The following is a 13,461-nucleotide window of genomic DNA, read 5'->3' as shown; positions in this document are numbered from 1 at the left end:
TGATTGGTTGCGGGGGCCGGATTTGAACCGACGACCTTCGGGTTATGAGCCCGACGAGCTACCAGGCTGCTCCACCCCGCGTCACCGTACTGCTTTACTTCATCAAATTTTAATTGGTTGCGGGGGCCGGATTTGAACCGACGACCTTCGGGTTATGAGCCCGACGAGCTACCAGGCTGCTCCACCCCGCGTCCGTGGATGCGCACTATACTCCGCTCGCGTTTTCATGCAACCTTTTTTTTACCCCGATCACGGATTTAGCATGATTTTGAACAAAAACAAACCACTAAAGCCTATTTTTTGTGCAAAATTTGCGTCAGGGAGAGGCTGCTCATTTCATTAAACGCGGCGGTTTGTTATCTTCGTTGCGCCTTATTTTTTAACCTGAAGAAGAGAACAATGAAAGGACGTTGGGTAAAGTACCTTCTTATGGGCACGGTTGTGGCAATGCTTGCCGCCTGCTCTTCCAAACCAACCGATCGCGGACAGCAATATAAAGACGGGAAATTTACCCAGCCTTTCTCTCTGGTGAACCAGCCAGATGCCGTTGGCGCGCCGATTAACGCCGGTGATTTTGCCGAGCAAATTAACCATATCCGTAATTCGTCACCGCGTCTGTATGGCAACCAGAGTAATGTTTATAACGCGGTGCAAGAGTGGCTGCGCGCAGGCGGTGATACCCGCAATATGCGCCAGTTCGGCATTGATGCCTGGCAGATGGAAGGTGCCGACAACTATGGTAACGTGCAGTTTACAGGCTATTACACGCCGGTAATTCAGGCGCGCCATACCCGCCAGGGCGAGTTCCAGTATCCTATTTACCGTATGCCGCCAAAACGTGGTCGTCTGCCGTCTCGTGCGGAGATCTACGCAGGGGCGCTGAGTGATAAATATATTCTCGCTTACAGCAACTCCCTGATGGATAACTTCATTATGGATGTGCAGGGTAGCGGGTATATCGACTTTGGTGATGGCAGTCCGCTTAACTTTTTCAGCTATGCAGGGAAAAACGGTCATGCCTATCGCAGCATTGGTAAGGTGCTGATCGACCGTGGCGAAGTGAAAAAAGAAGATATGTCGATGCAGGCGATTCGTCATTGGGGCGAAACACACAGTGAAGCCGAGGTTCGCGAGCTGCTGGAACAGAACCCGTCTTTCGTTTTCTTTAAACCGCAATCTTTTGCACCGGTGAAAGGGGCAAGTGCGGTGCCGCTGGTTGGCCGTGCTTCTGTTGCCTCCGATCGTTCAATTATTCCGCCAGGTACTACCTTGCTGGCAGAAGTGCCGCTGCTGGATAATAACGGCAAATTTAACGGTCAGTACGAATTGCGTCTGATGGTGGCGCTGGATGTCGGTGGCGCAATCAAAGGCCAACACTTCGATATCTATCAAGGGATCGGGCCGGAAGCCGGACATCGCGCAGGTTGGTACAACCACTATGGACGTGTCTGGGTGCTGAAAACCGCCCCGGGCGCAGGTAACGTCTTTAGCGGCTGATGTGTTATTCTGTATACCGTTTTTACGGATACGCCAGGGTGAGGGATAACCTCACCCTTTTTAATTCTGAGGTGCTATGTCTGTGGTAATTAGTGATGCATGGCGTCAGCGTTTTGGTGGCACAGCGCGTCTGTATGGTGAAAAAGCGTTGCAACTGTTTGCTGACGCGCATATTTGTGTGGTTGGTATCGGTGGTGTCGGTTCCTGGGCGGCGGAAGCGCTGGCGCGCACGGGGATTGGCGCAATCACGCTTATCGATATGGATGATGTGTGCGTCACCAATACCAATCGGCAAATTCACGCTCTGCGCGATAACGTCGGGCTGGCAAAAGCGGAAGTCATGGCGGAGCGTATTCGCCAGATTAACCCGGAGTGCCGTGTAACGGTGGTGGATGATTTCGTGACGCCGGATAACGTAGCGCAGTATATGAGCGTGGGTTATTCGTACGTGATTGATGCCATTGATAGTGTACGGCCCAAAGCGGCGCTGATTGCTTATTGTCGGCGCAATAAAATCCCGCTGGTCACGACCGGTGGCGCGGGTGGGCAGATTGACCCGACGCAGATTCAGGTTACCGATCTGGCGAAAACGATTCAGGATCCGCTGGCGGCGAAGTTGCGCGAGCGCCTGAAAAGCGATTTTGGCGTAGTGAAAAACAGTAAAGGTAAGCTCGGCGTCGATTGCGTGTTTTCTACTGAAGCGCTGGTGTACCCGCAGTCAGACGGTACTGTGTGTGCGATGAAAGCCACGGCAGAAGGGCCGAAGCGGATGGATTGTGCATCTGGATTTGGCGCGGCAACGATGGTGACCGCCACCTTTGGGTTTGTTGCGGTTTCTCATGCGCTGAAGAAGATGATGGCGAAAGCGGCGCGTCAGGGTTAAACAATCAGGTCGGATGCGACGCGAACGTCTTATCCGACCTGGTTCTGTGCTTAAACCTGCTTCGCCGCAGCGATAATCGCCTCGCTTAACGCATTCAACCCCTGGCTGCGTGAGGCGCTAAGCTGTGCACGCAATCCCAGCTCATCAAACAATGCCAGCGGCGACTGTGCCTGCAATTCGGCGACGGTTTTCCCCTCAACGGCAGTCAACAACACCGCCAACAGGCCGCGCACAATGCGCCCTTCGCTGTCGCCAAAGAAGTGCATTTTACCGTTTTCAGTCACGGTATATCCCAGCCAGACGCGGTTTTCGCATCCGGCAATCTCTTTAGCCTGCGCTTTTAACTCGTCTGGCAAAGCCGGAAGCTGTTTCCCCAGCATGATCAACTGGCGATATTTATCTTCCCATTGCGACAACGGTGCGAAGGTATTGCGTAACGTTTCTGCGGTTACGGTTGTGCCGAACGGATGTCCGGCGAATTGCGGGTTTGTCATTAATCCACCAATAATTCCAGCGCGCGGTCAACGGCATTCACCAGCGCATCCACATCACTCTTTGTATTATATGGCGCAAAAGAGGCGCGCAGTGTGCCGGTTACGCCTAATTCTGCCAGTAGCGGCTGAGCGCAATGCTGCCCGGCCCGCAGGGCAATACCGTACTCCGCCAGCAGCGTCACCATATCGCTATGATGAACGCCAGCAAAATCAAAGGCCAGCAGGCTGGAATCCTGGCAGCGGAATGAACGAAAGCCGGGACGTTTCGCCAGCGCATCTTCCGCCAGCGTTGCTAAGCTACGGCTCCAGCTTTCGGCCTGGTTGATATCGTAATCTGCCAGCCATTCCAGCGCCGCGCTTAATCCTATGACACCAGCGACATTTGGCGTTCCAGCTTCCAGTTTCCACGGCGCAGATTGAGTCGTGAAGCCGTCAAAACTCACTTCGTGAACCATTTTGCCGCCGCCCAGCCAGGGCGACATCGCCTCCAGCAGTTCTGATTTACCATACAGCACGCCGATACCTGTCGGGCCATACAGTTTGTGACCTGAAAAAGCATAGAAATCAATATCCAGTTGCTGAACATCCGCGGGGAAATGCACTGCCCCCTGAGCACCATCAACCATCACCACCATCCCGGCTGAATGAGCAAAGGTAATCGCTCGCGCCAGATCCGGGCAACCGCCAGTAACGTTCGACATCTGACCCAACGCCAGAATCCGACTACGGGGAGTAATCAGTTCTGGCAACAAATCGACATCCGGCAGTCGCTGCGCATTAAGCGGCAATTTCACCACTTTGGCTCCAGTTTGTTGGGCGACCATCAGCCAGGGGACGAGGTTGGCGTGGTGTTCTGCCACGCTGACAATAATCTCATCGCCCGGTTGCAGACGCGGACGCGCATAGCATTGTGCCACCATGTTGATGGATTCAGTGGTGCCGCGCGTCCAGACGATAGTTTTATCATCCGGTGCATTCAGTAATTGCGCCACTTTCTCTCGTGCAGCTTCATAACGCGCGGTCAGGCGTTGGGCTTCGGCAAACTGGCTGCGATGGACGTTTCCGGCGCTCAGACTGTAAAACTGTTGGGTGGCTTCAACCACGGCTTCAGGTTTAAGCGCGGTCGCGGCGCTGTCGAGATAGACGCCCGCATCCTGTAGTGCGGGAAACTGGGCGCGAAACTGCGCGGGATTAAAAACGTTCATGGTACTCCTCGGCTTGATGCACCGATCGTGACGCAAAATTCACTTTGATACAAGGAGAGTGCTAACCATCAGAATTATCTGGATATCCTGGCGAAGCCGCGCAAGTAACATATGCTGAATAGTGTTAGGCGTTAATTTTAGCCTGTTAATCAATACTATTAAGATTTATTAATCGCTTTAAGGAGAAGATGATGAAAAAGACTGCCGCAATTATTTCTGCCTGTATGCTGACTTTTGCCCTGAGCGCCTGTTCCGGTTCGAACTATGTGATGCACACCAATGACGGACGTACCATCGTCTCTGACGGCAAACCACAGACTGATAACGATACCGGTATGATTTCGTATAAAGACGCTAATGGCAACAAACAGCAGATCAACCGTACTGACGTGAAAGAGATGGTCGAACTGGATCAGTAATTCGCGATCGCAAGGTAAAAAAAAGCACCGCAATTAGGCGGTGCTACATTAATCACTATGGACAGACAGGGTAAATGTACAGGAAGTGAAAAAAGGTAGCTTTGCTACCATGGTCTGAATCGCAGACCAATTGCAAACACAACAACACAACATCACAACCGTAAGCCAAAAGTTCACCAGAACACGCATTCCGATAAAACTTTTCGTTCCGGCTCAGGAAGTGCCGCCACTATAGGTATTTGCTGGTAGAAGCTCAACGGACAATTTATAATGGCTCAGATTAAAAAAACTAATAGGTTACACAGTGTGATCTAATTGTTAAATTCATTTAACATCAAAGTTTAAAAGCCATGTCTAAACGATTACCACCGCTAAATGCCTTACGAGTTTTTGATGCCGCAGCACGCCATTTAAGTTTCACTCGCGCAGCAGAAGAGCTTTTTGTGACCCAGGCCGCAGTAAGTCATCAAATCAAGTCTCTTGAGGATTTTTTGGGGCTAAAACTGTTCCGCCGCCGTAATCGTTCACTCCTGCTGACCGAGGAAGGGCAAAGCTATTTCCTCGATATCAAAGAGATATTTTCGCAATTAACCGAAGCGACGCGTAAACTCCAGGCCCGTAGCGCCAAGGGGGCGTTGACGGTCAGTTTACTCCCCAGTTTCGCCATTCATTGGTTGGTTCCGCGACTTTCCAGCTTTAATTCAGCTTATCCGGGAATTGACGTTCGAATCCAGGCGGTTGATCGTCAGGAAGATAAGCTGGCGGATGATGTTGATGTGGCGATATTTTATGGTCGGGGCAACTGGCCGGGGCTACGGGTGGAAAAACTGTACGCCGAATATTTATTGCCGGTGTGTTCGCCGCTACTGCTGACAGGCGAAAAACCCTTGAAGACCCCGGAAGATCTGGCTAAACATACGTTATTACATGATGCGTCACGCCGTGACTGGCAGACATATACCCGACAGTTGGGGTTAAATCATATCAACGTTCAGCAAGGGCCAATTTTTAGTCATAGCGCCATGGTGCTGCAAGCGGCTATTCACGGGCAGGGAGTGGCGTTGGCAAATAACGTGATGGCGCAATCTGAAATCGAGGCCGGACGTCTTGTTTGCCCGTTTAATGATGTTCTGGTCAGTAAAAACGCTTTTTATCTGGTTTGTCATGACAGCCAGGCAGAACTGGGTAAAATAGCCGCCTTTCGCCAATGGATCCTGGCGAAAGCCGCTGCTGAACAAGAAAAATTCCGCTTTCGTTATGAACAATAATTTACGTAGGGTACGACCATGACCAGCCGTTTCATGCTGATTTTCGCCGCCATTAGCGGCTTCATTTTTGTGGCTCTGGGCGCTTTTGGCGCGCATGTGTTAAGTAAAACCATGGGGGCTGTTGAGATGGGCTGGATCCAGACCGGCCTCGAATACCAGGCGTTTCATACGCTGGCGATCTTAGGTCTGGCGGTGGCAATGCAGCGTCGCATCAGTATCTGGTTTTACTGGAGTAGCGTTTTCCTCGCGTTAGGCACGGTGTTGTTCAGCGGCAGCCTTTATTGCCTGGCGCTGTCCCATCTGCGTTTGTGGGCGTTTGTCACTCCGGTTGGCGGCGTGAGCTTCCTCGCGGGCTGGGCGTTAATGTTAGTTGGTGCTATCCGTTTAAAGCGCAAGGGCGTAAGTCATGAATAAGGTTGTATTGCTGTGCCGTCCGGGCTTTGAAAAAGAGTGCGCCGCAGAAATTACCGATAAAGCCGGCCAGCGGGAAATTTTCGGTTTTGCCCGCGTGAAAGAGAATGCGGGTTATGTCATTTATGAATGTTATCAACCTGATGATGGCGATAAGTTAATCCGTGAGCTGCCGTTCAGTTCATTAATTTTTGCCCGCCAGTGGTTTGTGGTGGGGGAACTCCTGCAGCATTTGCCGCCAGAAGATCGTATTACCCCCATTGTCGGCATGTTACAGGGCGTAGTAGAGAAGGGCGGTGAACTGCGTGTTGAAGTTGCCGATACCAACGAAAGCAAAGAGTTACTGAAATTCTGCCGTAAATTTACTGTTCCGCTACGCGCTGCCTTGCGCGATGCCGGGGTGCTGGCGAACTATGAAACGCCGAAGCGTCCGGTTGTGCATGTATTCTTTATTGCACCAGGCTGCTGCTATACCGGTTACTCATACAGCAACAATAATTCGCCGTTCTATATGGGCATTCCGCGCCTGAAATTTCCGGCAGATGCGCCGAGTCGTTCCACGCTCAAACTGGAAGAGGCATTTCATGTGTTTATTCCTGCGGATGAGTGGGATGAACGCCTGGCGAACGGGATGTGGGCGGTGGATTTAGGCGCTTGCCCTGGCGGCTGGACCTACCAACTGGTGAAGCGCAACATGTGGGTTTATTCCGTCGACAACGGCCCGATGGCGCAAAGTCTGATGGATACCGGACAGGTGACGTGGCTGCGGGAAGACGGTTTCAAATTCCGTCCGACGCGCAGCAATATCTCCTGGATGGTATGCGATATGGTTGAAAAACCGGCGAAAGTTGCGGCATTGATGGCGCAGTGGCTGGTTAATGGCTGGTGCCGTGAAACCATTTTCAACCTCAAACTGCCGATGAAAAAACGCTACGAAGAAGTGTCACACAATCTGGCGTATATTCAGGCACAGCTTGATGAACATGGCATAAATGCTCAGATTCAGGCGCGGCAGTTGTATCACGATCGCGAAGAAGTGACGGTGCACGTCCGCCGCATCTGGGCTGCGGTGGGTGGTCGTCGCGACGAGCGATAACAGGCAAGGCCGGGGCGTTGTCTCCGGCCTGCTACCCTTTCCGTCAGGCTGTTACCAAAGAAGTTGCAACCTGGCGCTCATCAGAAATAATGTGCGTTACCTCATCCAGATGCCCGATGCGGGCTTCCCCTGAACGATTAAATTTACTTTTATCAATCAATAACAACGATTGCGCGGCACGTTTTAATAGCATCGATTTGTAATCAGCGTTGATCGCATTGGAGTCCCACAGTGCGCCGCTGCTATCGATCCCTTCACAAGAAAAAATAAACAGATCGATTTCCAGCGATTTAAGTTGGGAAATCAGCGAGGGATTGACGTAACAGCCATATTTGCGCTCAAGTGTGCCGCCGGAACTGATCAGTTGAATGCGTTCGCGTTTACCGAGTTCATGGCAAATCGGATGGCTATTGGTGAAGACCTGAATGTTGATGTCAGGCAACTGGCGTGCCAGATACCAGCAAGTTGAACTGGCGTCTAAGGCTATCACCATCCCTTCTTCAATCCACGCGAGCGCCTCGCGCGCGATATCTGCTTTATGCGCATAATGGCTTTTCAGCCTGATGTGAAAGGGATCGCCACTGTCTTGATTTTGACGGTGGATATATTTAGCGCGTCCATGATTGCGCAGAATTTTACCCTGCGTCTGTAATTCATTGAGATCGCGACGAATGGTTTCTTTACTGACCTTTAGCTGTTCAGAGAGAGCTTCCGTGGTCAGGCTGGTATGGTTCAGCAGCAGGTCGACTATCGCTTGCTGGCGTGCCGCTTTCATATTTTTCACCCCATCATTCGATAACCGCCCGCGTCATGCGGGCGTACCGGTATGAGATTACGGTGTTACCCCTTTTTTTAAAAGAATATTCCCGTACTTCGCTCGTTCGCCTGTGATAACGATCGCAAAGGCTTTTTGCGCCCGTTCATAAAACGCAAAACGATTGATGCGGATGATGTCAGGACACGGGGCTTGTAGTGAAAGCGCATTACGGTAACGTCGTTCTACTTCAGGATCGAGAGTGTCACCTTCTACCGCCGCCATCATCACCAGCGGCGGTGCATAACTGTCCAGTTCAAATAACGGGATAATCGCCTGGAGCAAGTCGCTCACCAACAGGCCATCAGCGCGGATCACCTGCGGTCCCATCGAATGGGCGGGAAAGTGAGCATCGGAAAAAATAATTTCATCTCCATGTCCCATCTCTGCCAGCACTTTCAATAGTTCGGGAGAAATTAACGGCGAAATTGTTTTCAGCATTTCACACTTCCTCTATAAATTCAGGTTCAGTTTGCGGGTAGAAATAACGGTACTGATAATGAATCTGTGCGCGGGCTTCTTCCGGGCTGTTAAATTCCCCTACGCCATACCAACCGAACAGCGCAGCTCCTGCGACGGTCGTTTCGGCGTCGTCGAGAACTTTTACCGGAATATCAAGCATATTGGCTTTAATCTGATTCCACAATGTGTTGCGACTTCCTCCACCGACTAACAATAATTCAGAGGCCTTAAAGTGCCCGATTTTTTCCAGCATCTGTAGATTGCGCTGTAATTGCGCAGTTAACCCTTCCAGCGCCGCGCGATAGAAATGCCCCCGCGTGGTATTAAGCGTCACTCCTTGCCAGCCAGCGTTCTGACACGACAATAAATCACACTGCATTTTTACGCCATCCGCGCCAGGCGCGATCAGACGAGCTTCTTCAATCAACATTTGCCAGGGTGTTTCAGCCGTCCAGAACAGTTTTCTCACCCATTCCAGCACGCCGGATGCCAGCCATTGCATACCTGGGTTATACAACCCTGCCTGGCTATCCAGTTCGCAGGTGGAACCGGCGTACTGACTTAACAGCGAAGTATCAACCTGGGCGCTACGGACCATTAAAATTTCCCATGTACCGGAAGAGAGCACGGGTTCATTTTGGTCGGCACCAGCGCCAAAAAGGGCGAACTGGGTATCGTGACCTGCGGAAATCACCGGTATGCCAACGGGTAAGCCGAGCATTGCTGCGGCGCTGTTCTGTAGCGTACCAATCTGTTCACCCGCTTCCACCAGACGAGGGAAGAGTCGGCGTGGAATACCGGTGGCTTGTAAAATTTGCGGACTGAAATCGCGTTGCTGGATATCCAGCATCTGGCTGGTTCCGGCCATCGTGATATCAGTAGTGAATTCGCCGGTTAAACGGTGGTTAATCAGCGACGAAATAAAGAGCCAGGCGTGCGCGCGTTCCAGCAGTTGTGGATGATTTTCTTTCAACCACACCAACTTATATAACGTATTGAAACTAAAGGCTCCGACGCCAGAAATAGCCTGCAACCGCTGTGCGGAGATCAACTGTTCAATATTGTCCATAACCGCTGCTGTTCGCGGACATTTCCAGCTAATGATCGGATAGAGCAGATTGCCTTGCTTATCTACCAGAGCGCCATCCACACCAAAGGTGGTGACGGCGATACCGCGGATGTGGCATTCAGTCAGTTCACTATTGATTTGCCGACAGCAATCAGCAAAGCGTTGCAAAATGGCGTCTAAAGACCACTGGTGCCAGGTGTTGTTTTCCATCGCGATATCGCTGGCATTAGGCGTTGAGGCGCGGGCAACAATTTTTCCCTGCCGATTAACCGCGATGGCCCTGACATTGGTCGCGCCACAGTCGAGTACCAGGATAACTTCTTGTTTCATAATCGCTCCTGCAATATAGCCGGATAACATTGCTTATCCGGCTAACCACTCTTGCTTGTTCAGGCCCGGTAGCCGGAGCGACCGGGCATCACATCAGGGAGTAATGTATTAACGCTTGTACAACGGGCCGTAGTTCTGGCAAGCGCGGTAATCCTGACCTTCAATATCCATGCCGTGCGCGGCCCAGGCAGAAGGACGATATACTTTGGTCTCTTCAACGTTGTGCATACATACCGGGATACGCAGCATGGAGGCGAGAGTGATAAAGTCTGCGCCAACGTGGCCGATGGTCAGAACCCCGTGGTTAGCGCCCCAGTTCGCCATTACCGAATACACATCCGTAAACGGCCCTTTACCGGTGAGGCGCGGTGCAAACCAGGTGGTTGGCCAGGTTGAGTTGGTGCGTTTGTTGAGGATGTCATGCACATCCTTCGGCAATTCCACGCTCCAGCCTTCCGCGATTTGCAGTACCGGTCCCAGGCCTTTGATGATATTGACACGGGTCATGGTGAACGGGACGCCGCCTTCGGTAAGGAAGCGGGAAGAGTAACCGCCGCCACGGAAGTATTCGTGGATCGCCGGGCACCATTCGGTAGCGGCGAGGCAAGCGTCAGCCTCTTGCTGAGAGATTTCCCAGTGCGGCTTCATCGTCGGGTTACCTTCGCTGTCGCGTTGTTTACAGGAACCGTCCAGCGCAGCAGAACCTGAGTTGATCAAATGGATGATGCCGTGTTCTGCCAGTCCATCGAGTTTATGCCCCGTTACACGCTCAATTGCTTCTGGTGACCAGTAGGTACGCACATCGGCAAATACCTGAGCGGTGCCGGTGAGCTGGTGACCCATTAGCATTGCCACGCCGTTAAGACTGTCGTTTTCGGTCGCCACGACAAAGGGTTCGCGCACGCCATTCCAGTCAAATGAACTGTTGAGGATCGCTTCGGCGGTGTCACCATTGGGATATTGATCGGTCCAGTGACGTTGCCCCTGGAAGCCCGCAGCGATGGCGTTGTAGCCAAGTGATTCTTCCACGCGACCAATATCGGCCAGTTTGCTGTTGCCTTGCATCATGTCGCGGATACACATCGCCATCAGTAAACTTTCGCGCAGAACTGCGCGGCTTTGCTCGGCATTGCGTTGATACTGTTTGTTATTTTCATCTTCGCCATAGCGGAAGTTTTTATCAGCCCAGGTCAGTGCCATTTCCAGTTCGGCTTCGTCGTAAATCTTCTGATCGATACGGCGACGCAGTTCGGTCATATCCACCGCCTGGACTTTCATTCCCAGCCAGGATTCAAAGAAGTTGTGATCAACAATAGAACCGGCGATACCCATCGAAACGCCGCCCAGCGACAGATAGCTTTTACCTTTCATGCTGGCGACGGCCAAACCGGCGCGGGCAAAGCGCAGCAGTTTTTCTTCAACATCGGCAGGAATCGATGTGTCATCGGCATCCTGAACGTCATGACCGTAAATGGAGAATGCCGGGATGCCTTTCTGGCTGTGAGCTGCCAGAGCCGCTGCCAGGTAAACAGCGCCGGGACGTTCAGTGCCGTTAAAGCCCCAAATGGCTTTCGGGCGGGTTGGATCCATGTCGATGGTTTCACTGCCATAGCACCAGCAAGGCGTTACCGTAATGGTGAGGCCTACATTCTGGCTGCTGAATTTTTCTTCGCAAGCAGCGGCTTCAGCCATACCCGCGATACAGGTATCGGAAATGACACACTCGACGGCAGCTCCGCAGGCATGGCGCAGTTTCTCGGTCAGCAGTGCGGCCGTAGCTTTCGCCATATTCATTGTTTGTTCTTCAAGCGACTCACGAACACCCATGCGACGACCGTCAATAACCGGGCGGATACCAATTTTCGGTAAGCTGATTTTTTTCATTACAGATTCCTCACTTTATTCGGAAAATATGTTCAGTTAGTTGCCGTTTGAGAACGGAAACGGGCAAAGATAAAGATGACCGCGAAGCAGAGTGCGGGGATCAGTTCAGCAGTGGGGATGTTGCCCGCCGCGTCACTGACAAAACCCATGACCGGAGTGACAATACCGCCGCCAATGATGGTCATAACGATGAAGGACGAACCGTATTTGGTGTCCTGGCCGAGATTCTTAATGCCCAGCGAGAAGATTGTTGGGTACTGAATCGACATAAAGGCGCTGCATAAAGTCAGGGCTATTAAGCCCACATGACCGCCTGCGAAGGCTGAGATCAGGCACAGTGCCATAGCGATTAATGCGTAGGCGGCCAGGACTTTGTGTGGTGCGAAGCGACTGATGAGCCAGGTACCGGTGAAACGACCAATAAAGAAGCACACCATGGTTCCGGTTAAATAGTTAGCGGCAAAGCCTGCAGTCATACCTGGAATTTCTTCTACAGCGTAGCGAATCAAATAGCTCCAGCAGGCCGTTTGTGCGCCGACATAGCAGAATTGCGCTAATACCGCCCAGCGCCAGTGACGAATACGCGCCAGACGAGAAAGCGATGCGGAGAACGATCCTTGTTTGGCGTCACTGTGATTATCACTCTGCAATGCCGGGAATTTCGTCAGCATGATCAGCAGGGCGACCAGTAACACGATAGCCACGATGATCATATAAGGTGTCTGTACCGATAATACCAGGCTGTGTTTATACGCACTCAATTGCTCTGGAGACATTTTATCGAGAACGTCTTGCGATTGATGTGGCACGTTAGACAAAATAAGACTTTGCCCAAAGACAACCGCGATAATTGCGCCAAACGAGTTAAATGTTTGCGCAAGATTTAAGCGGAAGTGACCACTGCTTTCCGGCCCTAATACCGTAACAAAAGGGTTTGCGGCAGTTTCCAGACAACCTAATCCGGCTGCAATAATAAATAGGCCAACTAAAAATAAGGTGTAGTTCATTATTTCTGCAGCGGGCCAGAATAATGCAGCGCCCAAGGCATATAAAAATAATCCGGTAATAATCCCTGCTTTATAACTGAGTTTTTTCATCAATATCCCAGCAGGGATTGGGATAATGAAATAACCAAAGTAAAAGGCCGATTGGATCAGGCCAGCCTGGAAATTTGTCAGCGTAAAAGCCTGCTGGAATTGAGGTAATAAAATGTCGTTAAGGTTATTGGCTACCGCCCAAAGAAAAAACAGTGAGCACAGCAGCGCGAATGGAATAATGTAACTTCTGCTTTGCCCTGCATCTTTATCTACCGCACGGTAACTCTGCGTTTGTATTGATGTGTTTCCCATAGCATCCTCTTAGGTTCAGAAGCTTAAGCACGTAATCGGTTATGTTTTCAAAAGTGCAAAACCAGCGAGTTCGGGCTTCATATCAGTGAATATTTGCCTGTCTGAAATGAACTCATGGATTCATTTTCAAATAAAAAACGCTCTGTAATATGACGGCGGTCACACTTATTAGCTGGAAGGTGACTTTATGTGACTACCATCACTTTAATAATCGAAATTTCATGCCCGTTTCAGAAAATAAATCATAAAAAACACAAACCAGATGACCGTATTAATTGTT

The 13,461-nt window shown here is 51.2% G+C and carries 13 protein-coding genes and 2 tRNA genes; 6 read left to right on the top strand and 9 right to left on the bottom strand.

The features are described 5' to 3' along the window. Nucleotides 1-4: 4 nt before the first annotated feature. Both E0D98_RS15740 and E0D98_RS15735 read right to left on the bottom strand, forming a co-directional pair. Nucleotides 5-81 (bottom strand) — tRNA-Met (locus tag E0D98_RS15740). A 33-nt stretch (nt 82-114) separates the two neighbouring features. Next, nucleotides 115-191, bottom strand: a tRNA-Met gene (locus E0D98_RS15735). Between the two features lie 208 nt (nt 192-399). Between E0D98_RS15735 and mltA the strand changes: the two genes are divergently transcribed. Both mltA and tcdA read left to right on the top strand, forming a co-directional pair. Continuing rightward, nucleotides 400-1,497: a murein transglycosylase A gene (mltA, locus tag E0D98_RS15730; protein WP_000678646.1), complete on the top strand. Its 1,098-nt coding sequence runs from the start codon at nt 400-402 to the stop codon at nt 1,495-1,497. Nucleotides 1,498-1,573: 76 nt separating this feature from the next. Beyond that, a complete protein-coding gene (gene tcdA, locus E0D98_RS15725; protein ID WP_000117728.1) occupies nt 1,574-2,380 on the top strand; it encodes a tRNA cyclic N6-threonylcarbamoyladenosine(37) synthase TcdA in 807 nt (268 codons plus the stop codon). Between the two features lie 50 nt (nt 2,381-2,430). On the opposite strand, the gene csdE is transcribed toward tcdA, so the two are convergent. Together csdE and csdA are read right to left on the bottom strand one after the other, a co-directional pair. Further along, nucleotides 2,431-2,874: a cysteine desulfurase sulfur acceptor subunit CsdE gene (gene csdE, locus E0D98_RS15720; RefSeq protein ID WP_000184253.1), complete on the bottom strand. Its 444-nt coding sequence runs from the start codon at nt 2,872-2,874 to the stop codon at nt 2,431-2,433. Continuing rightward, a complete protein-coding gene (csdA, locus tag E0D98_RS15715; protein ID WP_001300698.1) occupies nt 2,874-4,079 on the bottom strand; it encodes a cysteine desulfurase CsdA in 1,206 nt (401 codons plus the stop codon). Before csdA ends, csdE begins: the two co-directional genes overlap by 1 nt. A gap of 191 nt (nt 4,080-4,270) precedes the next feature. Between csdA and E0D98_RS15710 the strand changes: the two genes are divergently transcribed. The 4 genes from E0D98_RS15710 (at nt 4,271) to rlmM (ending at nt 7,273) form a co-directional block, all read left to right on the top strand. Then, nucleotides 4,271-4,498 (top strand): YgdI/YgdR family lipoprotein, encoded by a 228-nt coding sequence (locus E0D98_RS15710; RefSeq protein WP_000750398.1) that lies wholly within the window; start codon nt 4,271-4,273, stop codon nt 4,496-4,498. A gap of 350 nt (nt 4,499-4,848) precedes the next feature. Further along, complete coding sequence (gene gcvA, locus E0D98_RS15705) at nt 4,849-5,766, top strand: glycine cleavage system transcriptional regulator GcvA (protein WP_000044401.1); 918 nt, start codon at nt 4,849-4,851, stop codon at nt 5,764-5,766. 18 nt (nt 5,767-5,784) lie between these two features. Further along, nucleotides 5,785-6,180, top strand: a complete 396-nt coding sequence (locus E0D98_RS15700; protein ID WP_000203905.1) for a DUF423 domain-containing protein — start codon at nt 5,785-5,787, stop codon at nt 6,178-6,180. Further along, entirely contained in the window at nt 6,173-7,273 is a 1,101-nt protein-coding gene (gene rlmM / locus E0D98_RS15695) for a 23S rRNA (cytidine(2498)-2'-O)-methyltransferase RlmM (protein WP_001045520.1), read from the top strand. Before E0D98_RS15700 ends, rlmM begins: the two co-directional genes overlap by 8 nt. Before the next feature lie 43 nt (nt 7,274-7,316). Here rlmM and fucR read toward each other — a convergent pair whose 3' ends face one another. The 5 genes from fucR to fucP form a co-directional block, all read right to left on the bottom strand. After that, nucleotides 7,317-8,048, bottom strand: a complete 732-nt coding sequence (gene fucR, locus E0D98_RS15690; protein WP_000642344.1) for an L-fucose operon activator — start codon at nt 8,046-8,048, stop codon at nt 7,317-7,319. A 57-nt stretch (nt 8,049-8,105) separates the two neighbouring features. Continuing rightward, a complete protein-coding gene (gene fucU / locus E0D98_RS15685) occupies nt 8,106-8,528 on the bottom strand; it encodes an L-fucose mutarotase (RefSeq protein WP_000920840.1) in 423 nt (140 codons plus the stop codon). 1 nt (nt 8,529) lies between these two features. Next, the gene (gene fucK / locus E0D98_RS15680) at nt 8,530-9,948 is read right to left on the bottom strand and encodes an L-fuculokinase (RefSeq protein ID WP_000808376.1); all 1,419 of its coding nucleotides are present in this window, start codon (nt 9,946-9,948) and stop codon (nt 8,530-8,532) included. 108 nt (nt 9,949-10,056) lie between these two features. Beyond that, nucleotides 10,057-11,832, bottom strand: coding sequence for an L-fucose isomerase (fucI, locus tag E0D98_RS15675; RefSeq protein WP_000724173.1), 1,776 nt, complete (start codon nt 11,830-11,832; stop codon nt 10,057-10,059). 32 nt (nt 11,833-11,864) lie between these two features. Beyond that, the gene (gene fucP / locus E0D98_RS15670) at nt 11,865-13,181 is read right to left on the bottom strand and encodes an L-fucose:H+ symporter permease (RefSeq protein ID WP_000528603.1); all 1,317 of its coding nucleotides are present in this window, start codon (nt 13,179-13,181) and stop codon (nt 11,865-11,867) included. Nucleotides 13,182-13,461: the final 280 nt, after the last annotated feature.

Origin of the sequence: Escherichia sp. KCJ4928, assembly GCF_004352695.1 — a bacterium.
Classification (GTDB): domain Bacteria; phylum Pseudomonadota; class Gammaproteobacteria; order Enterobacterales; family Enterobacteriaceae; genus ECMA0423.
Note: the sequence above shows the minus strand (reverse complement) of the source record. Positions and strands in the feature narration are given on the sequence as shown.